The following is a 21399-nucleotide window of genomic DNA, read 5'->3' on the forward strand; positions in this document are numbered from 1 at the left end:
CTCCATGACCTGCGGGCGCCGATGATTTGAAGGCATCGCCATGCGCGTGGAGCCGGCCGCTCGGCTCTGGAGAGGCTCCGCGCTCGACTGCTTTCTGCTCGGATCGCTCAGGCGCCGGTCGCCACCGGGCGGCTGCTGTCGCTCACCCAGCCGCTCCAGGAGTCGGCATAGATGCGCGCGCCGCTCAGTCCTGCGCTTTCCATCGCCAGCAGCAGGTGGCAGGCGGTCACGCCGGAGCCGCACATCAGCACCACCTGCTGCGGATCGCGGTTGCCGATCACGCCCTGCAATTCGGCGCGCAGTTCCTGTGCATCGCGCAGGCGGCCGTCGGCGACGTTCAACGCAAACGGGCGGTTGACCGCGCCGGGTACGTGGCCAGCGACCGGGTCCAGCGGCTCCACTTCGCCGCGGAAGCGTTCACCTGCGCGTGCGTCGACCAACCAGCCCGGTGCATGTTTCAGGCGCGCGGTGATTTCATCGGCGCTGGCGACCTGAGTGGTGTCGAAGCGGCCCGGGTAGGCAGGCAGCGCTGTCACTTCAGCCTGGCCGCTTTCCAACGCGTTACCGGCGGCCTGCCAGGCAGCGATGCCGCCGTCGAGCACAGCCACCTTGGTGTGCCCGATCAAGCGCAGCAGCCACCACAGGCGCGAGGCGGCCATGCTGCCGTCGCTGCCATCGTAGACCACCACCTGGGTGTCGAGGCCGATGCCCCACTGCCCCAGTTTCGCGGCAAAGGCATCGCTGTCGGGCAATGGATGGCGACCATGGCCGACGCGGCTGAGATCGGACAGATCACGGTTGAGATCGGCATGCACCGCAGTCGGTATGTGTCCTGCCAGGTACTGGCCGCCCGCAGCCTGCGGGTCCGCCAGCGAAGCACGCGCATCGACCACGCGCACGGCGGTACTGGCGGTGGCACGGGCGTCGACCACGCGTACGCCTTCGCCCAACGCGGCAGCCAGGGTGTCGACATCGACCAGGGTGGTCCACGGCTGCTTGATCGGGTTCATTGCACTTGCTCCAGGCGGCGACGCAGGTTGTAGAGGATGGCCGCGGTCGCCCCCCAGATGCGCTGGCCGGGCCAGCCATACTCAAGGACGTGGCGGATGCGGCCGCGATGATTGATTTCGACCTGGCGCAGGCTGTCAGGGGCCATCAGGTAGTCCAGCGGCACCTCGAACACTTCGGCCACTTCACTGGGCTGCGGCACCGGCACGAACTCCGGATCGACCACCGCCACCACCGGCGTGACCCGGTAGCCGGTGATCGTCACGAAGGGGTCGAGATAGCCAAGTGGCTGCACCTGGCTGGGCGCCAATGCGATTTCTTCCTGGCTCTCGCGCAGGGCGGCCGCCAGCGCGTCGCGGTCATCGGGTTCGGTGCGGCCACCGGGGAACCCGACCTGGCCGCCATGTGTACGCAGGGTTTCAGTGCGGCGGGTGAGGATGACCTGCGCGCCGTTGGCGCGCGGCACGATGCCGGCCAGCACCGCCGCCTCCACAGGCGGCCCCGGTGGCAGCAGGTCGATCAGCTCGCTGCGGTTCCAGCCGTCGCCGGCCGGCGGTTCGGCCAAAGGATGCAACGCGCGCACCAAGCGCTCGTGGTCGGCCAGCGATCCGCGCAGGGACTGCTGCAGTTGTTGCCGCAGGGGCTGCACGCGATGCAGGATGCGGCTGCGTTCCTCGTTGCTCATCGACGACCACCGCGCGATCTCATCGATATGCCGCCCGCAGCCGGCGCATTGCCGGTGCGGATCCAGCGTGCACACTCCGATGCAGGGACTTGCGACAACACGCGCCGTTTCTTCCATTGTTTGCACCCGGCAACAGTAGCGCGATCGGGCTGAATTTGCGCGGGTGGCCCGGCCCAACGGAAGAGTCGACTGTCAGTCGACGCTCGCGCGCAGCGCAGGCGTTTCACCGCCAGGGGCTGCACAAACAGAAACGCGCCGGTGGGATCACCGGCGCGTTTCGTTTGCTGTTTCGATTTACTTGACGCTGACCAGCTTGATCTCGAACTGCACAGCCACGTTCGGCGGGAACGGGGTGCGCGGATCGGCACCGTAGGCCTGGTCCGGCGGCAGGGTGACTTCCCACTTCGAGCCTGCCGGCATCTGCAGCAGGGTCTCGCGCATGGCCTTCATTTCGACGTCGCTGACCTTGATCGACGGGATCTGCTGGGCCGGGCGGGCTTCGGTCGGGCGCTGGCCGTACGGGAACGGACCGGCCACTTCCAGCTGCACGGTGCTGGCCTGGGTCGGCTTGGCACCCTTGCCGGCTTCGATCACGCGGTACTGGACGCCGCTCGGCAGCGACTGCACGCCGGCCTTGGCCTTGTTCGCCGCGATGAACTGATCGCTCTTGGTCTTGTTTTCGGCAGCAGCCTTCTCGTACTCGGCCTTGGCAGCCTGGGCACGGCCCTGCTCGCGCTTCTGGAATGCTTCAACGGCCGGCTTCAGCTGCTCGGCGGTGATCGCCGGCTGCTTCTTGGCGTAGGCATCCTGCAGGCCCTTCACCACCGAGTTGATGTCCAGCTGCTCACCACGACCGGTCAGCTCCGCCAGGTTGTTGCCGTAGTCGTAACCGAAGTAGTAGCTCAGCTTGCCCTTTTCGGACGAGACGTCCTGGGCGAAGGCATTGCCCGTCAGGGCCAGGGCCGCGACGGCGACCGCGATAGAACGCAACTTCATCAAACAGTTCTCCAGGGGTGGTAACTCAGGGACGTTCTGCGCCGCCCTGAGGCGACGGGTTAGGATAACGGGCGCAACGTGTAACCGCTACTCACGATGCAGGCTATGACCCGCCTGCGTTTGCAGAGTTCAATATCACTTTTTTTTAACGTTTCAGGAGTTTTCCCCGTGGCCGATGCCCTGATCGCTGTCTCCGACGACGGCGCCATCCGCACCGTGACCGTCCAGCGCCCGGACAAGCTCAACGCCCTCAACGCCGCGACCCTGGAGGCCCTTGCAGGGGCTTTCAGCGACGCCGCCGCCGATCCGGAGGTGCGCGTCGTGGTACTGACCGGGGCCGGTCCGAAGGCCTTCGTGGCTGGCGCCGACATCGCCGAGATGAACACACTCAGCGCGGTTCAGGGACGTGATTTCTCGCTGTCGGGCCAGACCCTGATGCGCCAGATTGAACGGATGCCGAAGCCGGTCATCGCACGCGTGAATGGTTTCGCACTGGGCGGTGGACTGGAACTGGCGATGGCCTGCCATCTGCGCATCGCCGCAGATACCGCCAAGGTCGGCCAACCGGAAATCAACCTCGGCCTGATCCCCGGCTTCGGCGGAAGCCAGCGCCTGCTGCGCCTGTGCGGCCGCGCCACCACCCTGGAGCTGTGCCTGCTGGGGGCGCCGATCACCGCCGCGCGTGCGCTGGAACTGGGCATCGTCAACGAAGTGGTGCCCGCCGACGCGCTGGACAATCGCGTGCAGGACATTGCCCGCCAGCTGGCACGCTCGGCCCCGCTGGCCCTGCGTGGCCTGCTCGATGCGGTGCACGTGGGCGGCGAATGCAGCCTGGACGCCGGGCTGGAGTACGAAAGCGCGCAGTTCGGCCTGCTGTTCGCCACCGAGGACATGCGCGAAGGCACCAGCGCCTTCCTGCAGCGCCGCCCGCCGGCGTTCCAGAACCGCTGACGCCATGGCTTCCCGACCCAATCCCGCGCAGTTGTTCGCCCGGGTCCAGGCAGACGATCTTGACGGCGCCCTGCAGGCCGGGCTGATGGACTATGTCGCCCGCGCCGACGACGCGCAGTTGCTGCCCGGCCACCCGGAACTCCCGCAGCGGTTGCAGCAGGCCCAGCAGCAGCTTCAGGCCGCCTGGGCGGCACGCGAACGCTACCGCGCCCGTGCGGTGCGACTGGCCCGCCGCGAAGCCGAACGCGACGCGCGGCGCACGCCCGCCCCGGCGCCGGACGTGAAGCCCGCCCTTCCCGCCGCGGCAGCCGCCATCCTCGCCCGGGCCAAGGCCCGCGCCAGCGGCAAGGAGCAGTAATGGCGACCACGAAGAAAACCGCACGCGCCCCGGCGCGGCGTGGCGGCACGATGCCGCGCGCCGACGTGGTGGAGATGTTCACCCGCCTGCGCGAACTCAACCCGCACCCGAAGACCGAACTGGAGTACAGCTCGCCGTTCGAGCTGCTGGTGGCGGTGGCGCTGTCGGCGCAGGCCACCGACGTCGGCGTCAACAAGGCCACGCGCCGATTGTTCCCGGTCGCCAACACCCCGGCAAAGATCCTTGCGCTCGGTGAGGACGGGCTGAAGCAGTACATCTCCACCATCGGGCTGTTCAATGCCAAGGCGAAGAACGTGATTGCCACCTGCGCGATCCTGCTGGAAAAGCATGGCGGTGAAGTGCCGCGCGATCGCGATGCGCTGGAAGCACTGCCGGGCGTGGGCCGCAAGACCGCAAACGTGGTGCTCAACACCGCCTTCGGCGAGCCGGTAATGGCGGTGGACACGCACATCTTCCGCGTCGCCAACCGTACCGGCCTGGCCCCGGGAAAGAATGTGCGCGAAGTGGAAGACAAGCTGGTGAAGGTGATCCCCGCCGAGTTCCTGCTCGACGCGCATCACTGGCTGATCCTGCACGGACGTTACGTGTGCAAGGCGCGCAAGCCGGACTGCCCGGGCTGCGTGATCGCCGACCTGTGCCGGTTCAAGGACAAGACCGCGGCCGAGTGACGGCCGCATCCATGCAGGGCGTGGATCGACTGCAACCAAGGCGCAATCCGGGCGTCATACGCAAGCGGTTTCAATGGCAGGCCCTGCCGTGACGGGGCCTGCGGTGGATGTCTGCCGCGCGTGAACTGTCACATTTACGCAATCTTTACCTTCTAGCCTGCGCGCATCTTCCCACCTGCCTGCAAGGCTCCTCTCCATGAAACTGCATCACCAACTCCTGACGGTGGCCGTGGCTGCTGCGCTGTATGTGCCGGCTGCACACGCCGAAGTCGCCATCGACGTGATCGGCGGTTCGGAAATCACCTTCGAAGGCCTGGTCCAGGCCGACGGCAACTGGTTCCACAACGATGTGGTGGACCTCAACGGTGGCGACGCCGGCAACGGCAAGAACAGCGAATTCGAACTGCGTCGCGCCGAGCTGGTGCTCAAGGGCAAGGGCCCGGGCAACGTGGAGTGGGTGGTCGGTTATGACGCCAAGGCCGACAAGTTCCTCGACACCAACGTGAAGTACAAGCTGCTGGGCAACGCCAACCACTTCCTGCAGCTGGGCCAGTTCAAGCAGCCCAACAGCCTGGAAGAACTGTCCAGCACCAAGAACAACGATTTCATTTCCAAGGCAGCGGTCACCAATACCTATGCCATCGCCCGCCGCCTGGGCGGCGCGTACAGCTACGGCCAGGACAACTGGTCGGTGACCGCCAGCGCCTTCGGCCGCGAGCTGACCCGCAACCTGGCCCACGGCAGCGGCTACGGCGCGCGTGGCACCTGGGCCCCGATCAATGAAAAGGGCCAGGTCCTGCACTTCGGCCTGAGCTACGTCAACTACGACGCCGACGCCGACACCCTGCGCGTGCGTGCGCGTCCGAATGCCGACCTCGCCACTGCCCGCCTGGTCGACAGCGGCAACCTGACCGACACCGACCGCGTCAGCACCATCGGTGCCGAAGCGATGTACTTCCAGGGTCCCTTCAAGGCCCAGGCCGAGTACTACACCAGCAAGGCCAAGCGCTACGACCACGACAACTACACCAGCGACGGCTACTACATCAGCGGCGTGTGGAACGTCACCGGCGAGACCTGGAGCTACAAGGGCGGCACTCCGGGCACCGGCCTGCCGAACAACCCGGCCGGCGGCCAGTGGCAGTTGGGCGTGCGCTACGACCACATGGACCTCAATGACGGCAACCTCGCCGCCAATCCGGTCGCCGGTCGCCCGCCGATCGTCGATGGCGTGCTGGGTGGCAAGATGGACATCTGGACCGTGGGCGCGAACTGGTACCTGCGTTCCAACTTCAAGCTGATGCTCAACTACGTGATGGTCGACAGCAAGAAGTACAGCTCCACGGCGCGCGGTTTCGTCAACGACGATCCCAACATCCTGGAAGCCCGCGCGCAGTTCTTCTGGTAAGTCCCGCCACCTGCATTGAACCGCGAAGGCACGGCACCGGCCGTGCCTTCGTCGTTGCATCGGCACCCGCGCTGCCCAGCCGGCGCAGCGGACGTGACATCCCTCATGACGCATGTCACGCCCGCGTCATATGACAGACGCGGGCGTGTCACGCAACCGTTATGGAATGTGCACCGAAACGTCGGGCAACCGCCCTTCGACCACCACCCCAGGAGTCTCCCCGTGATCCACGCCTTCAAGTCGCGCGCCGCTGTCGCCATCCTGGCTGCATCGTCCGTGTTCGCCGCCAACGCCGCCGATATCACCGGCGCGGGCGCATCGTTCATCTACCCGGTCATGTCCAAGTGGTCGGCCGACTACAGCGCCGCAACCGGCAACAAGGTCAACTACCAGTCCATCGGTTCCGGCGGCGGCATTGCCCAGATCAAGGCCAAGACCGTTGATTTCGGCTCCTCCGACGCGCCGCTGAAGCCGGAAGACCTGGCTGCTGCGGGCCTGGCGCAGTTCCCGTCGGTGATCGGCGGCGTGGTGCCGGTAGTCAACGTGGCCGGCATCGCGCCGGGCGCGCTGAAGCTGGACGGCGCGGTGCTGGCCAACATCTTCCTGGGCAAGATCAAGACCTGGAACGACCCGGCCATCGCCGCGCTGAACCCGGGCGTGACCCTGCCCAACGCCAAGGTCACCGTCGTGCATCGTTCGGACGGCTCGGGCACCACCTTCAACTTCGTCAATTACCTGTCCAAGGTCAGCCCGGAGTGGAAGAGCTCGGTCGGTGAAGGCACCTCGGTGCAGTGGCCGGCCGGCATCGGCGGCAAGGGCAACGAAGGTGTTGCCGCCTATGTGAAGCAGATCAAGGGCGGCATCGGCTATGTCGAACTGTCCTACGCGCTGCAGAACAAGCTCTCCTACACGGCGATGAAGAATGCCGCCGGCAAGTTCGTGCAGCCGAGCGACACCTCGTTCGCTGCCGCTGCCGCCAGTGCCGACTGGGCCAACGCCCGCGACTTCTACCTGGTGATGACCAATGCGCCGGGCGCCGAGTCCTGGCCGATCACTGCCACCAACTTCATCCTGGTGCAGAAAACGCCGAAGAATGCTGCCAATGGCAAGGCGACCCAGGAATTCTTCCGCTGGGTCTACAAGAACGGCGATGCCCAGGCCCGCCAGCTGGACTACGTGCCGCTGCCGGACAGCCTGGTGCGCCAGATCGAGACCTACTGGTCGCAGAACCTGAAGTAAGCGCGTTCCCCCGCAGGAACGGGGGCGGCGGGTCCTCTCTCCCCCGCCGCTCCCACCCGGGCGCGAGATCCTCGAGATCTCGCGCTCTTCTTGTTCTTGGGGATGCGCCTGACTCTGTAGAGCCGAGCCACGCTCGGCTGCGCTCTGGAGCGTGCGGACCCACGGTCCGCAGCTACCGAGGGCAGGGAACAGCCGAGCGCGGGCTCGGCTCTACCTTGCACCGGCCGTCATATCAGTGCGCAGATCCGGGGTTTCCGGGCACCTGCCGGATCGGCGCCAATCCTGTGAAACCCTTGTCAGAACGTGATCCAGGGCACCTCTGTCATGGTCGTAATACGGCTGTAACAAAAACATCATTTCATAGCCGCATCCGCCGACCACGTCGGCTCTTCCCCGCTATGGAGTGACCATGAAACTGCACTCGGCCGGCCTTGCCGCCCTTTCCCTGGCCATCGCCCTGGGCCTGTCGGCCTGCGGTGGCGACAAGCAGGCCGCGCAGCAGCCGGCCACTGATGCTGCCGCTGCCCCCGCCGCTGCCGGTGCCAAGGTGACCGCCGAAGTGTCCGGCGCGGGCGCGTCCTTCATCTTCCCGCTGGTCTCCAAGTGGTCGGCTGACTACAACGCCAGCACCGGCGCCAAGATCAACTACCAGTCGATCGGCTCCGGCGGCGGCATCGCCCAGATCAAGGCCGGCACCGTCGACTTCGGTTCGTCCGACAAGCCGCTGAGCAGCGAGGAGCTGGCCCAGGCCGGCCTGGCGCAGTTCCCGTCGGCCATCGGCGGCGTGGTGCCGGTGGTCAACATCGAAGGCCTGGAAGCCGGCAAGCTGCGCCTGAGCGGCGCCCTGCTGGCCGACATCTTCCTGGGCAAGGTCAAGACCTGGAACGACCCGGCCATCGTCGCCGCCAACCCGGGCGTGAAGCTGCCAGACGGCAAGATCACCCTGGTCCACCGTTCGGACGGTTCGGGCACCACCTTCAACTTCTCCAACTACCTGTCCAAGGTCAGCCCGGAGTGGAAGAGCAAGGTCGGCGAAGGCACCTCGGTGCAGTGGCCGGACGGCGTCGGTGGCAAGGGCAATGAAGGCGTCGCTTCCTATGTGAAGCAGATCAAGGGCTCGATCGGCTACGTCGAACTGGCCTACGCGCTGCAGAACGGCATGCCGTACACCGCCATGCAGAACGCCGCCGGCAACTGGGTCGAGCCGAGCGCGGAGACCTTCGCCGCCGCGGCCGCCAGCGCCGACTGGGCCAGCGCCAAGGACTTCAACCTGGTCATCACCAATGCCCCGGGCGAGCAGGCGTGGCCGATCACCGCCACCAACTTCATGCTGATGCAGAAGAAGCCGAAGGATGCCAAGCGCAACCAGGACACCCTGGCCTTCTTCAAGTGGGCCTTCGAAAACGGCCAGGCGCAGGCCAACGAGCTGCACTACGTGCCGCTGCCGGCCGAACTGGTCAAGCAGATCGAGGCCTACTGGGCGACCGACCTGAAGTGAGGGACTCGACGGTGCCCGCCCCGCGCGGGCACCGCTTGTTCCACGCCGTGCCGCCCCGCCCCTTCCTGGCCCAGCCGTCCCCATGAATGCCATCGCCCAGCCTGTAGCCGCCCCGTCCACGCGTGATGCGCGTGATGCCCGCAACGACACACTGTTCCGATGGGTGCTGGTCGGCACCGTCATCTTCGTCCTGATCGCCCTGGCCTGCGCCGCGCTGTCGATGCTGTGGGGCGGTCGCCATGCCCTGCAGATGCAGGGCCTGAGCTTCTTCGTCTCCGCTGACTGGAATCCGGTCGAAAACAAGTTCGGCGCGCTCGCCCCGATCTACGGCACCCTGGTCACCGCCGTCATCGCGATGGTCATCGCCGTGCCGGTCAGCTTCGGCATCGCCTTCTTCCTCACCGAAGTCGCGCCGCGCTGGCTGCGTGGCCCGGTCGGTACCGCCATCGAACTGCTGGCCGGCATCCCTTCGATCATCTACGGCATGTGGGGCCTGTTCGTGCTGGTGCCGGTGATGACCGAGTACGTCACCCCGTTCCTCAACGAGACCCTGGGCGAATGGCCGGTGATCGGCCCGATGTTCCAGGGCCCGCCGCTGGGCATCGGCATGCTCACCGCCGGTTTCGTGCTGGCCATCATGGTCATTCCGTTCATCTCCTCGGTGATGCGCGAAGTGTTCCTGACCGTGCCGACCCGCCTGAAGGAATCGGCCTATGCGCTGGGCTCCACCAAGTGGGAAGTGAGCTGGGACATCGTCCTGCCCTACACCCGTTCGGCGGTCATCGGCGGCATCTTCCTCGGCCTGGGCCGCGCGCTGGGCGAAACGATGGCGGTGGCCTTCGTGATCGGCAACAGCGTGCGCCTGTCGCCGTCGCTGCTGGAACCGGGCACCACCATCGCTGCGCTGATCGCCAATGATTTCGGCGAAGCCACTGAGACCTACCGTTCGGCCCTGCTGCTGCTCGGCTTCGTCCTCTTCATCGTCACCTTCGTGGTGCTGGCCATCGCCCGCCTGATGCTGATGCGCCTGTCCCGCAAGGAGGGCAACTGATGTCCACCACCGCTGATTCGCTGTACCTGCGCCGCCGCATCGGCAACGTCGTTGCGATCACTGCGTCCTGCGCCACCGCCCTGTTCGGCCTGTTTTTCCTGGGCTGGATCCTGTTCACCCTGGCTGCCAAGGGCCTGGCCGGCATCAACTGGGATCTGTTCACCAAGATGACGCCACCGCCGATGCAGGACGGCGGCCTCGCCAACGCCTTCTTCGGCAGTGCCGTGATGTGTGCACTGGCCATCGGCATCGGCACCCCGCTGGGCGTGCTGGCCGGCACCTGGCTGGCCGAGTATGGCAACGCCCGCAAGGCCGGCACCGTGGTCCGCTTCGTCAACGACATCCTGCTGTCGGCGCCGTCCATCGTGCTGGGCCTGTTCGTCTACACGCTGTATGTAATGCAGACCGGCGGCAATTTCTCGGCGTTCGCCGGCGCCCTGTCGCTGGCCTTCATCGTGCTGCCGGTGGTGGTGCGCACCACCGACGAGATGCTGCGCCTGGTGCCCTCGCAGATGCGCGAAGCGGCCCTGTCGCTGGGCATCCCGCAGTGGAAGGTGATCGTGCAGGTGCTGTACCGCAGTGCCTCGGCCGGCATCATCACCGGCATCCTGCTGGCGCTGGCCCGCATCTCCGGCGAGACCGCTCCGCTGCTGTTCACCGCCTTCGGCAACCAGTACTGGAACAACAACATCTTCCAGCCGATGGCTTCGGTGCCGGTGGTGATGAACCAGTTCGCCGGCAGCCCGTACGAATCCTGGCAGGTACTGGCCTGGGCCGGTGCCCTGGTGCTGACTGTCTTCGTGCTGCTGGTCAGCCTTGCCGCCCGCGGCATCCTGCTGCGCAACCGTATCTCCCATGACTGACCTTTCCGTGGACAACGCCATGAACGACCTTTCCAACGCCGTGCCGATGCAGCGCATCGCCGTGCCGTCCTCGCACGAGAGCCTGCACACGCCGTCGCCGGTGAAGCTGGCTGCGCGTGGACTGGACTTCTACTACGACAAGTTCCACGCCCTGAAGGGCATCAACCTGGAAATTCCGGAAAAGCGCGTGACCGCGCTGATCGGTCCTTCCGGTTGCGGCAAATCGACCCTGCTGCGCATCTTCAACCGCATCTACGCGCTGTACCCGAAGCTGGAAGCGCGCGGTGAAGTGCTGCTGGACGGCGAGAACATCCTGTCGCCGAAGTACCCGATGAACCGCCTGCGCAGCAAGGTCGGCATGGTGTTCCAGAAGCCGGTGCCGTTCCCGATGACCATCTTCGAGAACGTGGCCTACGGCATCCGCCACCACGAGAAGCTGAGCAAGGCCGACATGGCCGACCGCGTCGAGCAGGCACTGCGCCAGGGTGCACTGTGGGACGAAGTGAAGGACAAGCTGGGGCAGAGCGCGCTGGGCCTGTCCGGTGGCCAGCAGCAGCGCCTGTGCATCGCCCGTGCCGTGGCGCTGCGCCCGTCGGTGCTGCTGCTGGACGAGCCGACCTCGGCGCTGGATCCGATCTCGACCAGCCGCATCGAGCAGCTGGTGGAAGAGCTCAAGCACGAGTACACCATCGTCATCGTCACCCACAACATGCAGCAGGCCGCGCGCGTTTCCGACTACACCGCCTTCATGTACCTGGGCGACCTGATCGAGCACGACCGCACCGAAGTGATCTTCTCGCAGCCGTCGCAGCGGCAGACCGAGGACTACATCACCGGTCGCTTCGGCTGATCGACGCTGATCCTTCGCCACATGTCCCAGCCAGGCACAGCCTGGCTCCACCCGGATTTCAGACCATGAACCTTCCCAACGACCACATCGTCAAGAGCTACGACGAAGAGCAGCAGCGCCTGGTGGCCGAAATCGTGCGCATGGGCGAGATGGCCGTCGCCCAGCTCGAAGCGTCGATGGACGTGATCGAGAAGCGCGACGAGAACGCCGCCCATCGCATCATCGCCAACGACGAAGCCATTGATGCGCTGGAGCAGCAGATCAGCCATGACGTGATGCGCCTGGCCCTGCGTGGCCCGATGGCGCGCGACCTGCGCGAGATCCTCGCTGGCCTGCGCATCCCGGCCGACATCGAACGCATCGGCGACTATGCAGCGAACGTGGCCAAGCGTTCGATCGCGCTGGGCAAGGTGCCGCCGCTGCCGCAGATCCAGGGCCTGCGTGCGCTGGGCCGCCTGGCGGCGCAGCAGGTCCGTCGTGCCATTGCCGCCTACCGCGACAACGACGCCGACGCCGCACTGGAACTGCGCGAGGACGACGCCCGGCTGGACGCACAGTACACCGCGCTGTTCCGCGAGCTGCTGACCTACATGATGGAAGACCCGCGCAACATCACCCCGTGCACGCACCTGCTGTTCATGGCCAAGAACCTGGAGCGCGTGGGCGACCATGCCACCAACATCGCCGAGAACGTATGGTTCCTGGTGCACGGGGAGCAGCCGCTGCCGCCGCGCGAGAAGCGCGACGAGACCTCCAGCACCGGCCAGCCCTGACGCTGCACTGCAACACCGGAGTCGACTCCAAGGTGGCCGCTGTCCTGGTGACAGCGGCCCTCTTGTTTCTGGGCGTTCCGGCGATTCATCCACGCATGGCGTGGATCCACCGGGAACCGTGTTCCCCTTCTGGAACAAACCTCACGAAAATTTGAGGTCTTGGCGAGGATTCGTTGAGTAGGATCGCTGCACCATCGTTTCCACCGGCATCCCTGCCGGCCACCCGGGCACCCGCCCACACCACCCAGGAGCACGACCGATGAGCAGTTCCAACAAGACCCTGTCCCTGCTGACTGCTACCGCCCTGGCCGCCGGCCTTGGCATCACCGCCAATGCCTCGGCGCTGAGCATGAGCGACCTGGCCCAGGGCTATCTGGTGGCTGGCCAGGCTGCCAAGGCCAGCACCGATGCCAAGGGCGCCGAAGCCAAGACCTCCGCAGAGGCCGCCAAGCATGCCGAAGGCAAGTGTGGCGCAGATGGCAAGTCCGCCGAAGGCAAGTGCGGCGCCGACAAGGGCAAGGCTGCCGGTGCGGCAGCAGGCGCCAAGGCTCAGGCCGGCGACAAGAAGGCCGCCGAAGGCAAGTGTGGCGAAGGCAAGTGCGGTGGCAAGCACTGAGGTCCGCGCCAGCATCGCCAACCTGCGGTCGCCGCTTCGTGCGGCGGCCGTCGGGTTGGGGCTGCGCCGGGCGCTGTTGCAGGAGCTGCGCGATGCACCGGCTAGCGATTTCGATTTCCTCGAATGCACGCCGGAGAACTGGATCCATGTCGGCGGCCCCGCCGGTGACGCACTGGCCGAGCTGGCACAGCGCCATCCGCTGAGCTGCCACGGCCTGTCCCTGTCGCTGGGCGGCACTGCGCCACTGGATACGCAGCTGTTGGAGCAGGTTGGCCAGTTCCTGGAAAAACACCGCGTGCCGCTGTACAGCGAACACCTGAGCTACTGCAGCGACGACGGCCACCTGTACGACCTGCTGCCGATCCCCTTCACCGATGAAGCGGTGCGCCATACCGCCGCACGCATCGCCTGCGTGCAGGACGTGCTGGGTCGCCGCATCGCGGTGGAAAACGTGTCCTACTACCTGGCACCGGAACCGGCGATGGACGAACTGGCCTTCACCAACGCCGTGCTTGCCGAAGCCGACTGCGACCTGCTGCTGGACGTCAACAACGTCTTCGTCAACGCCTGCAACCACGGTTACGACGCCGACGCGTTCATCGCTGGCCTGCCCGCAGACCGCATCGTCTGCCTGCACGTGGCCGGGCATCTGGACGAGGCACCGGACCTGAAGATCGATACCCACGGCAGCGCGGTGATCGACCCGGTCTGGGAGCTGCTGGCACGCACCTATGCGCGCATCGGCGCTCGCCCCACCCTGCTCGAACGCGATTTCAATTTCCCGCCCTATGCCGAACTGCGCGGCGAACTGCAGACCATCCGCCGCCTGCAGGCCGTGCACGCGGAGGCGGCATATGGCTGATACCCCCGCCACGCTGCGTGCGCAGCAGCACGCATTCACCGCCTATCTGCGAGATCCCCAGGGCGTGCCGCCACCGGGCGGGCTGGAGCCACGGCGCGTCGCGGTCTACCAGCGGCTGCTGTTCAACAACCTGCTCGGCCTGTTGAGCAACGGCTTTCCGGTCTGCGTGCGCCTGCTCGGCGTATCAGCCTGGAGCGGACTGGTGCGCCACTACTTCGCAACCCATCGCTGCCAGACGCCGCTGTTCACCGAACTGGCCGCCGAATTCGTGCAGTGGCTGCAGGCACAGCCGCAGCTGCCACACCCTGCGCTGGCCGAACTGGCCCACTACGAGTGGGTGGAAACCGCGCTGTACCAACTGGACGCCGAACCGCTGCCGGTCGTAGCGGACATCGACCCGCTGCGGGTGCCGCTGCAGCGCTCACCGCTGGCGTGGCCGCTGCTGTACCAATGGCCGGTGCACCGCCTCGGCGCCGAGGACGCACCTACCCAGTTGCCGGCCGAGCCGACCGGCCTGCTGGTGCGTCGCGAGGCCGATGGCGAGGTGCGCTTCGCCGTACTCAGCCCGCTGGCGGTGTACCTGCTGTCCAGCATCGGGGAGCAGCCCGGCCTCGATGGACATGCCTATCTGAAGCAACTGGCCGCCGCGCATGGCCTGGCCGAACAGGCGCTGGCCGAACCCGGTGCCGCGCTGCTGCAGCAGTTCCTGCGGGCCGGCGTGATCGGCCCTTTGACCGCACCTGCCTGACACCTCCCTTCCCCGCCCCGGAGATGCACCGATGAAGCTCCCGCTCCTGGCCACCGCGCGTGGCCAGCTGGACCGTCTCGCCCCCTGGTTGGCCCCGCTCGGCCTGCGGCTGCTGCTGGCCTGGGAATACTTCGAATCCGGCCGCGAGAAACTCCAAGGCCAGAACTGGTTCGCCGATCTGCAGGACGCCTTCCCGTTTCCGTTCAACCAGCTGCCCGCTGCCCTGAACTGGCAACTGGCCACCTGGTTTGAACTGCTCGGCGCAGCCTGCCTGCTGTTCGGTTTTGGTACCCGTTTTGCCGCTGCCAGCCTGCTGGTGCTGACCGTGGTGGCCACCTACGCCGTGCACTGGCCGATGCAATGGAACTCGCTGGGCGACCTCGCGATGGGGTATGCGATCAGCGACCAGGGCTACGGCAACTTCAAGCTGCCGGTGCTGTTCATGGCGATGCTGCTGCCGCTGGTCTTCACCGGCGCAGGCAGGCTGAGCGTGGATGCGTTGCTGTGGCGGTGGCATCCGTCGGGTACGACGGCACGTCCCGCGTTCCGGTAGATCCGACCTTGGTCGGCGCATCGCGTGCCAACCAAGGCTGGCACCTACCGGGTTCTGCCACGGTGGCGGGCATGGGCTGCGTGGCCGGGCGCTCAGGGTCGCTCTGCTAGAATTCACGCATGACCGACCCCATTCCCGCACCTGCCGCCGCTCCCGATTCCGCAGTATCCCAGGCGCAGCGCGCGATGTCACAACGCTTCCGCGGTTTCCTGCCGGTGGTGGTGGATGTGGAAACCGGCGGCTTCGACAGCCAGCGCAACGCGCTGCTGGAAATAGCCGCAGTGCCGATCGAGATGGACGAGAACGGCCTGCTGTACCCGGGCCAGACCGCGAGCGCCCATGTAGTGCCGGCCGAAGGCCTGGAGATCGACCCGAAGTCGCTGGAAGTGACCGGCATCATCCTCGACCATCCGTTCCGGCTGGCCAAGGAAGAAAAGGCCGCACTGGACCACATCTTCACCCCGGTGCGCGCGGCAATGAAGAAATACGGCTGCCAGCGCGCGATCCTGGTCGGCCACAACGCCCATTTCGACCTTGGCTTCGTCAACGCCGCCGTGGCCCGCACCGGTCACAAGCGCAACCCGTTCCATCCGTTCAGCGTGTTCGACACGGTCACCCTGGCCGGCATCGCCTACGGACAGACCGTGCTGGCGCGCGCCGCCACGGCCGCCGGGCTGGGCTGGGATGCCAACGAGGCACACAGCGCGGTGTATGACACCGAACAGACCGCGCGGCTGTTCTGCACCATCGCCAACGCCTGGCCGCGGTAAGGCAGCCAACGGCGCAACCGCATCCACGCAGTGCGGACCAACGGTCCGCACCCACCACACACCGCGCGGTAGATCCACGCCACGCCTGGATGCGATCAACCAATACTCGTACGATCGCGGCCATCGCTCTTGGCGCGGTACAGTGCGCGGTCTGCGCGCTGGTACAGCAGCGCCGGGGTGCGGTCGTCGGCATCCAGCTCCACCAGGCCCGCGCTGAAGGTCACGCGCAGGCCTTCCACACCGGCCCAGTCCGGGTGGTCATGGAACAGGCCGCGCAGGCGTGCGCACAGCTGTGCGGCCTCTTCCAGGCGGGTGTCGTTGAGCAGCAGCGCGAACTCTTCACCGCCGGTGCGCGCCGGCAGGTCCGAATCGCGGCAGGCCGCAGCGATCAAGCGCGCCACCTGCACCAGCACGGCATCGCCGATGCTGTGGCTGTGGCGGTCGTTGACGTCCTTGAAGTGGTCGATATCCAGCACCACCAGGCACAGTGGATGACCACTGCGCTGCGAACGGGCGAAGTCGCGGGCAAGGGTTTCGTCGAAGGCGCGGCGATTGGGCAGGCCGGTCAGTGCATCCTCGCGGGCCTGCCGTTCAAATGCCTCAGCCTGGCGTGCCAGGCGCTCGGCCAGTTCGGTCTTTTCCTGGTTCAACGCCTGCAGGTGCACGGTCTTGGCCTGCAGGTCGAAAGTTGCTTCGTCAACCCGACGTGCCAGGCGCAGGTTGCTGGCCTTCAACTGCTGCAGCAGCAAGCGGTACAGCGCCACCAGCCCGGTCAGCAGCACCAGTGCCCCCAGCACCTGCACGCTGCGTCGCTGCCACCAGAACGGCTCCACGGTGAAGCTCCACACCGCCTCCTGCTGGCCCCAGCTGCCACCGGGATGTGCCGCCGCCACGTGCAGGGTGTATTCGCCCGGCGGCAGGCCGACGAACTCCACGCTGCGCTGCGGGCCGCGCTCGACCCAGCCGGCATCAAGCCCATCCAACCGCGTGCGGTAACGGATCCTGTCAGACATCAGGTAGCTCAGGCCGACATAGCTGACCGCCAGGCGGCGGCCACCGGGAATGGCGTTGCGATCCGGTCCTTCCCAATGCACCGGCGCGCCATCCACCTGCACGCTCTCGATCGCGGCGGGCGGCGATGGCCGCTCGCGGAAGCGCTGCAGGCGCTGCGGATCAACCGTGCTCAGGCCACCGGCAGTCACCACCCAGAACGTGCCGTCCTGGCGCAGGATCGCCGAAGGGCCCGAGCTGCCGTTGGCCTGCGCATTGGCCATGCCGTCGATCTCGTTGTAGCGCTCCACCATCACCCGGGGTGCTCGGCCATCGGCCACCGCGTTCAGGGTAGCCATGTCGGTGCGCAGCACGCCTCGGTTGCTGCTGACCCACACGTTGCCAAGACGATCAGGCACCAGCTGGAACACCGCGTCCACCGGCATACCCTGCTCGAGCCCCACCCGCGCCAGCATCCCGTTCCGCCAGCGGTACAGGCCACGGTCGCTGCTGATCCACATCGCGTCGCCCAGCTGGTGGAAGCCGAACACGCTGCGGCCACCGCCCATCGGCGCGAGGTCGATCGACTGCACGTGGTCGCCGCGCAGCACGCGGATTCCCTCGATGGTGCCGATCCACAGGTTGCCCTGGTGATCGTGCTCAAGCGCGGTGATCAGGCCGCCGGGCATGCCCGCCATGCTTGATACCTGCACACGGTCGCCGTCGATGCGGACCACGCCCTTCTGCGTGCCGGCCCAGACCACGCCCTGTGGGTCTACGCTGATCGCGCGGATGTTGCCGCCCGGCATGCCATCGGCAGCGGCGTAGTTGTGCCGCAGCCGGCCGTCGGGACCAAGACGGTAGACGCCATCGCCGAACGTGCCGACCCACAGGTCACCGTCCGGTCCCTGCGCCAGGCTGAGCACCGAAGGTGCCTTGCCACCGCGGTTGTGCAGGGGCATCGCACGGAAGCGGCCGTCGGCCGTCTGCAGATCGAGGCCGCTGGCGCTGCCCACCCAGAGCTGGCGGTCGCGGTCCTCGAACACGGTGCGCACATAGTCGCCACTGAGCCCATCGCGCTCGGTGTAACTGCTGAACAGCGTTTCGCGCAGGCGGTACAGCCCGCCGTTGGCGCCCACCCAGATGCTTCCCTCGGCGTCCTCGCGCAGGCTGACCACGCGTCCGCCCGGCAGGTTCAGGCCTGCCGGCAGCCGCTCCAGGCCATGTGCGGAGATGCGCAGCAGGCCCTGGTTCTCGGTGCCCAGCCACAGGTCACCATGGCGATCCTGCAGCATCGAGGTCATGTGCAGCTGTCCCGGCAGACGGTGCATCAGCACCAGCTGGTCATCTTCCACCCGGTACAGGCGCTCGCCGGCGACGATCCACAGCGCACCATCCGGCGCACGGTAGGGCCATGAAAGACCACTGCCGGCCCCCAGTCCCCAGGCTGCGGGCGCGCGTTTGAGCACGCCGTCGTTGTCGCGCAGCACCAGCCCGTCCAGCGTACCGACCCAGACCCGGTCCTGCGCATCGACCACCAGCTTGGTGAAACTCATCGCCATCGGAAGGTCCGCCGCCGGCGCCTGGTAGACGATGCCATTGTCCGGTGTCAGATAGCCGATGCCCTTGCCCTCGTACAGCAGCCACAGCCGGCCCTGGCTGTCCATCTGCATGGACTGTATCAGCACCTGCGGCGTATCGGCCTGGTGCTCCCAGACGCGCCACTGGCCATCGCTGCCACGGTGGCTGACGTTGCCGCGCGAATCACTGATCCACAAGCCACCCTGGCGGTCGACGAACAGCGCACCGATGCCGTTGTCGCGCAGGCCCGGGCGGGTGCTGCGGTCGAACACGGTGAAATCCAGGCCGTTGTAGCGCACCAGGCCTTCCCAGGTCGCGAACCACAGGTGGCCTTCGGGGGTCTGCGCGATGTCACGCAGCGAGTTGTGCGGCAGGCCATTGCGCGAGGTCCATACATCAATGGCATAGTCGCGCAGCGGCGGCGCCCCTTCCTGCGCAGCCACCGGCAGCGCGAGGGCCAGCAGTAGGCACAGCAGGCCCTGTCGCAGCCATCGACCGATATCTGATCCGCGGCGCTCCGCCCAGCGCCGGATGTCCCCCTGTGCGGCCATCAGTACAGCGGCGGCGGCCAGGCAGGGCTGCCGTGCCTGGCAGCGTGCGGGAACGGCCGGGCAGCGCGGAGCGGCATGCCGGCGGGAACGGGCTGGCTCATCGGGGGGGAACTGGGAAGTTGGGCAGATGATAGGCCAAAGCCGGCCCACCGCGTCACCATCGCCAGCTGCGAAGGCTCAGCCGGCGCGCCCCGGCGGCGTCACCTGGGCGCTGGCCGGCCACTGCACCACCGCCTCCAGCCCGCCTTCGGCACGGTTGCGCAGCCACAGCCGCGCCCCATCCTTCTCGGCCAGGGCGCGGGCGATGGTCAAGCCCAGCCCGGCCCCGCCGGTCTGGCGCGAACGCGAGGTTTCCACCCGCACGAAGGGATCAAACACCGCCTCCAGCTGCTCCTCGGCCAGGCCCGGGCCATCATCGGCCACCACCACGGTGATCGCACCCCCACTGCGCTCGACCCGTACCCGCGCCCGTTGCGCATACATCACCGCATTGTCCACCAGGTTGGAGAACAGGCGGTGCATGGCCAGCGGGCGCAGCATCAGCACCGCCCCGCTGCCGCCTTCGAAGACCACATCGGCGCCGCCTTCGGCGGTGTCCTCGACAATGCTCTCCAGCAGCGAATCCAGGTCCAGTGCTGCACGCTGCTCGGCACTCTCGGCACTGCGGGCCAGCTCCAGGCCCTCGCGCACCAGTGCCTGCATCGCGGCCAGATCGCCAATCAGGCGCTCACGCAGGGCCTCGTCGCTGACATTCTCCAGCCGCAGCCGCAGCCGCGTCAGCGGCGTCTGCAGATCGTGGGTGATCGCTGCCAGCATCTGCGTGCGCTCGGCCAGATGCCGCTGCAGCCGGTGCTGCATGGCGTTGAAGGCTTCGGCGGCGCGCTGCACTTCGCGCGGCCCGCGCAGCGGCAAGGGATCGCGCTGCAGGTCGTCGCCCAGGTCTTCGGCGGCAGCGGCCAACTCCTGCAGCGGCGCGCTTGCAATGCGCGCGACGATATAGGCCAGCACCGCGATCGCCAACACCAGCAGGGTCAGGAACCACGGGTCAACGGCGAGGATGCCGTTGTGCGCTACCGCCGGCGAATCCAGCGCCAGCTTCAGCAGCGTGCCATCGGTGAGCGTTACGTCCACCGCGCGGCACTTGGGCGGAATGAACGCCGGATCACGCTCGCGCGGGTGCTTGCGATGCCCGGGCGGCGGCGGCGGCAGCAGTTCCTGCAGCTTGGGGATGCAGGAGCGGAATGAAGCGAAGTGCACGTGCGCGCGTGCGACCGGGCCTGGCCGATCATCCAGCACTTCCATCAGAGCTGTATCGGCCCGCCCCAGGCGCGCGCCGGGTTGCAGGGCGCGGACGCTGGGCCCACCGATCTCGAGCAGGCGCTCGCGCAGTTCCGGATTGCCGTCCAGCAGGTTGACGTAACCCTGCAGGCGGTCGGCGATGCGGTTCAGGTTCTGCCGCTCGAACTCCTGCTGCCGCTTGGAGGTGGCGAGCATGGTCGCGCCGATCGCGGCCACGCTCATGCCCAGCAGCAGGATCACGAACAACCGCCCGACCATCGAGGACAGGAAATGGCGCAGGCGTTTCATCGCGGCCTATTCCAGGTTCACCGAGGAGGCCAGTACATAGCCTTCGTTGCGAACGGTCTTGATCAGCCCATCCGGGCCACCGTCGTCGCCCAGCTTGTTGCGCAGCCGGCTGACCTGCAGATCGATGGCACGGTCCTGTGCCTCGTAATTGCGCCCGCTGCTGAGCGCGACCAGCTGCTCGCGCGACAGCACTTTGTTGGCATGGGCAATGAACACCCGCAGCAGCCGGAACTCGGCGCCGGACAGCACCACCACGCGGTTGTCCGGGTCAACCAGATGGCGGTGTTCCAGGTCGAACACCCAGCGCGAGAAGCGCGCACGGCGAATCGCCAATGGCTCCAGGTTGGCCGGCAGCGCCTCGGTCCGGCGCAGCACATTGCGGATGCGCGCCAGCAGCTCGCGCGGCTCGAACGGCTTGGCCAGGTAGTCATCGGCGCCCATCTCCAGGCCCAGCACGCGGTCAATCGGCTCGGCACGAGCCGTCAGCATGATCACCGGCGTGTTCGAGCGCGCGCGCAGGTCGCGGCACAGGGTCAAGCCATCCTCACGCGGCAGGTTGAGGTCGAGCACGATCAGGTCCACGTGCTCACGGTCCAGCAGCTGTCGCATGGCGGTGCCATCAGCCGCCGTGCTCACCTGGTAGCCGGCGCGGCCGAGCTGCTCGGCCAGCAGGGTGCGGATGTCATTGTCGTCGTCGACGATCAGCAGTCGATGCATCGTGTTTTCAGTCTCCATGTCGCGATCATCCCGTGTCGGCAGCTGAACCGCATCC

Annotated in this window: 21 protein-coding genes; 15 read left to right on the plus strand and 6 right to left on the minus strand. The window is 67.0% G+C overall.

Features of this window, described 5'->3' with window-relative positions:
- Nucleotides 1-107: 107 nt before the first annotated feature.
- The 3 genes from ROV95_RS15455 to ROV95_RS15465 form a co-directional block, all read right to left on the minus strand.
- The gene (locus ROV95_RS15455; protein ID WP_021204111.1) at nt 108-1010 is read right to left on the minus strand and encodes a sulfurtransferase; all 903 of its coding nucleotides are present in this window, start codon (nt 1008-1010) and stop codon (nt 108-110) included.
- Nucleotides 1007-1810, minus strand: coding sequence for a CoA pyrophosphatase (locus ROV95_RS15460; protein ID WP_171952249.1), 804 nt, complete (start codon nt 1808-1810; stop codon nt 1007-1009). The genes ROV95_RS15455 and ROV95_RS15460 overlap by 4 nt, the downstream gene beginning before the upstream one ends.
- Before the next feature lie 177 nt (nt 1811-1987).
- Nucleotides 1988-2689, minus strand: coding sequence for an FKBP-type peptidyl-prolyl cis-trans isomerase N-terminal domain-containing protein (locus ROV95_RS15465; RefSeq protein WP_019659072.1), 702 nt, complete (start codon nt 2687-2689; stop codon nt 1988-1990).
- A gap of 168 nt (nt 2690-2857) precedes the next feature.
- Between ROV95_RS15465 and ROV95_RS15470 the strand changes: the two genes are divergently transcribed.
- The 15 genes from ROV95_RS15470 (at nt 2858) to rnt (ending at nt 15918) form a co-directional block, all read left to right on the plus strand.
- On the plus strand, nt 2858-3640 hold the full coding sequence (locus ROV95_RS15470) for an enoyl-CoA hydratase-related protein (RefSeq protein WP_312545204.1): 783 nt from the start codon (nt 2858-2860) through the stop codon (nt 3638-3640).
- Between the two features lie 4 nt (nt 3641-3644).
- The gene (locus tag ROV95_RS15475; protein ID WP_005408795.1) at nt 3645-3998 is read left to right on the plus strand and encodes a hypothetical protein; all 354 of its coding nucleotides are present in this window, start codon (nt 3645-3647) and stop codon (nt 3996-3998) included.
- Nucleotides 3998-4687 carry an endonuclease III gene (gene nth / locus ROV95_RS15480; protein WP_021204114.1) on the plus strand — a complete coding sequence of 230 codons (690 nt, stop codon included), beginning with the start codon at nt 3998-4000 and terminating at the stop codon, nt 4685-4687. The genes ROV95_RS15475 and nth overlap by 1 nt, the downstream gene beginning before the upstream one ends.
- Before the next feature lie 196 nt (nt 4688-4883).
- Nucleotides 4884-6095 carry an OprO/OprP family phosphate-selective porin gene (locus tag ROV95_RS15485; RefSeq protein ID WP_049411264.1) on the plus strand — a complete coding sequence of 404 codons (1212 nt, stop codon included), beginning with the start codon at nt 4884-4886 and terminating at the stop codon, nt 6093-6095.
- A 222-nt stretch (nt 6096-6317) separates the two neighbouring features.
- A complete protein-coding gene (pstS, locus tag ROV95_RS15490) occupies nt 6318-7334 on the plus strand; it encodes a phosphate ABC transporter substrate-binding protein PstS (RefSeq protein WP_005415897.1) in 1017 nt (338 codons plus the stop codon).
- 409 nt (nt 7335-7743) lie between these two features.
- A complete protein-coding gene (gene pstS / locus ROV95_RS15495) occupies nt 7744-8832 on the plus strand; it encodes a phosphate ABC transporter substrate-binding protein PstS (RefSeq protein ID WP_019659078.1) in 1089 nt (362 codons plus the stop codon).
- 82 nt (nt 8833-8914) lie between these two features.
- Entirely contained in the window at nt 8915-9883 is a 969-nt protein-coding gene (gene pstC, locus ROV95_RS15500; RefSeq protein ID WP_312545207.1) for a phosphate ABC transporter permease subunit PstC, read from the plus strand.
- Nucleotides 9883-10746, plus strand: a complete 864-nt coding sequence (pstA, locus tag ROV95_RS15505; protein ID WP_005415894.1) for a phosphate ABC transporter permease PstA — start codon at nt 9883-9885, stop codon at nt 10744-10746. The genes pstC and pstA overlap by 1 nt, the downstream gene beginning before the upstream one ends.
- Before the next feature lie 19 nt (nt 10747-10765).
- Nucleotides 10766-11596: a phosphate ABC transporter ATP-binding protein PstB gene (gene pstB / locus ROV95_RS15510; RefSeq protein WP_005408788.1), complete on the plus strand. Its 831-nt coding sequence runs from the start codon at nt 10766-10768 to the stop codon at nt 11594-11596.
- A gap of 65 nt (nt 11597-11661) precedes the next feature.
- Entirely contained in the window at nt 11662-12369 is a 708-nt protein-coding gene (gene phoU / locus ROV95_RS15515) for a phosphate signaling complex protein PhoU (protein WP_005408787.1), read from the plus strand.
- 259 nt (nt 12370-12628) lie between these two features.
- Nucleotides 12629-12985 carry a hypothetical protein gene (locus ROV95_RS15520; RefSeq protein WP_058979473.1) on the plus strand — a complete coding sequence of 119 codons (357 nt, stop codon included), beginning with the start codon at nt 12629-12631 and terminating at the stop codon, nt 12983-12985.
- Complete coding sequence (locus tag ROV95_RS15525; protein WP_312545209.1) at nt 12972-13847, plus strand: DUF692 domain-containing protein; 876 nt, start codon at nt 12972-12974, stop codon at nt 13845-13847. Before ROV95_RS15520 ends, ROV95_RS15525 begins: the two co-directional genes overlap by 14 nt.
- The gene (locus tag ROV95_RS15530; protein WP_134734947.1) at nt 13840-14595 is read left to right on the plus strand and encodes a putative DNA-binding domain-containing protein; all 756 of its coding nucleotides are present in this window, start codon (nt 13840-13842) and stop codon (nt 14593-14595) included. Before ROV95_RS15525 ends, ROV95_RS15530 begins: the two co-directional genes overlap by 8 nt.
- Before the next feature lie 31 nt (nt 14596-14626).
- A complete protein-coding gene (locus ROV95_RS15535; protein ID WP_312545212.1) occupies nt 14627-15148 on the plus strand; it encodes a DoxX family protein in 522 nt (173 codons plus the stop codon).
- A gap of 119 nt (nt 15149-15267) precedes the next feature.
- Entirely contained in the window at nt 15268-15918 is a 651-nt protein-coding gene (gene rnt / locus ROV95_RS15540) for a ribonuclease T (protein WP_019659084.1), read from the plus strand.
- 95 nt (nt 15919-16013) lie between these two features.
- On the opposite strand, the gene ROV95_RS15545 is transcribed toward rnt, so the two are convergent.
- From ROV95_RS15545 to ROV95_RS15555, 3 genes are all read right to left on the minus strand, one after another.
- A complete protein-coding gene (locus ROV95_RS15545) occupies nt 16014-19040 on the minus strand; it encodes a ligand-binding sensor domain-containing diguanylate cyclase (RefSeq protein WP_021204121.1) in 3027 nt (1008 codons plus the stop codon).
- Between the two features lie 177 nt (nt 19041-19217).
- Nucleotides 19218-20627, minus strand: a complete 1410-nt coding sequence (locus ROV95_RS15550) for an ATP-binding protein (protein ID WP_021204122.1) — start codon at nt 20625-20627, stop codon at nt 19218-19220.
- 6 nt (nt 20628-20633) lie between these two features.
- Nucleotides 20634-21362 carry a response regulator transcription factor gene (locus ROV95_RS15555; protein WP_019659087.1) on the minus strand — a complete coding sequence of 243 codons (729 nt, stop codon included), beginning with the start codon at nt 21360-21362 and terminating at the stop codon, nt 20634-20636.
- Nucleotides 21363-21399 lie beyond the last annotated feature (37 nt).

The sequence above is a fragment of the Stenotrophomonas maltophilia group sp. msm1 genome (assembly GCF_032025805.1).
GTDB lineage: Bacteria > Pseudomonadota > Gammaproteobacteria > Xanthomonadales > Xanthomonadaceae > Stenotrophomonas > Stenotrophomonas hibiscicola.

Excerpts from the sequence above, each read along its gene's own strand:
- pstB (WP_005408788.1), top strand. The coding sequence starts at position 10,766 with ATGAACGACCTTTCCAACGCCGTGCCGATGCAGCGCATCGCCGTGCCG.
- phoU (WP_005408787.1), top strand. The coding sequence starts at position 11,662 with ATGAACCTTCCCAACGACCACATCGTCAAGAGCTACGACGAAGAGCAG.
- ROV95_RS15475 (WP_005408795.1), top strand. The coding sequence starts at position 3,645 with ATGGCTTCCCGACCCAATCCCGCGCAGTTGTTCGCCCGGGTCCAGGCA.
- ROV95_RS15530 (WP_134734947.1), top strand. The coding sequence starts at position 13,840 with ATGGCTGATACCCCCGCCACGCTGCGTGCGCAGCAGCACGCATTCACC.
- ROV95_RS15460 (WP_171952249.1), bottom strand. The coding sequence starts at position 1,810 with ATGGAAGAAACGGCGCGTGTTGTCGCAAGTCCCTGCATCGGAGTGTGC.
- pstC (WP_312545207.1), top strand. The coding sequence starts at position 8,915 with ATGAATGCCATCGCCCAGCCTGTAGCCGCCCCGTCCACGCGTGATGCG.
- ROV95_RS15520 (WP_058979473.1), top strand. The coding sequence starts at position 12,629 with ATGAGCAGTTCCAACAAGACCCTGTCCCTGCTGACTGCTACCGCCCTG.
- ROV95_RS15485 (WP_049411264.1), top strand. The coding sequence starts at position 4,884 with ATGAAACTGCATCACCAACTCCTGACGGTGGCCGTGGCTGCTGCGCTG.
- ROV95_RS15545 (WP_021204121.1), bottom strand. The coding sequence starts at position 19,040 with ATGGCCGCACAGGGGGACATCCGGCGCTGGGCGGAGCGCCGCGGATCA.
- nth (WP_021204114.1), top strand. The coding sequence starts at position 3,998 with ATGGCGACCACGAAGAAAACCGCACGCGCCCCGGCGCGGCGTGGCGGC.
- pstS (WP_019659078.1), top strand. The coding sequence starts at position 7,744 with ATGAAACTGCACTCGGCCGGCCTTGCCGCCCTTTCCCTGGCCATCGCC.
- pstA (WP_005415894.1), top strand. The coding sequence starts at position 9,883 with ATGTCCACCACCGCTGATTCGCTGTACCTGCGCCGCCGCATCGGCAAC.
- ROV95_RS15465 (WP_019659072.1), bottom strand. The coding sequence starts at position 2,689 with ATGAAGTTGCGTTCTATCGCGGTCGCCGTCGCGGCCCTGGCCCTGACG.
- ROV95_RS15535 (WP_312545212.1), top strand. The coding sequence starts at position 14,627 with ATGAAGCTCCCGCTCCTGGCCACCGCGCGTGGCCAGCTGGACCGTCTC.
- rnt (WP_019659084.1), top strand. The coding sequence starts at position 15,268 with ATGACCGACCCCATTCCCGCACCTGCCGCCGCTCCCGATTCCGCAGTA.
- ROV95_RS15550 (WP_021204122.1), bottom strand. The coding sequence starts at position 20,627 with ATGAAACGCCTGCGCCATTTCCTGTCCTCGATGGTCGGGCGGTTGTTC.
- ROV95_RS15455 (WP_021204111.1), bottom strand. The coding sequence starts at position 1,010 with ATGAACCCGATCAAGCAGCCGTGGACCACCCTGGTCGATGTCGACACC.
- ROV95_RS15555 (WP_019659087.1), bottom strand. The coding sequence starts at position 21,362 with ATGGAGACTGAAAACACGATGCATCGACTGCTGATCGTCGACGACGAC.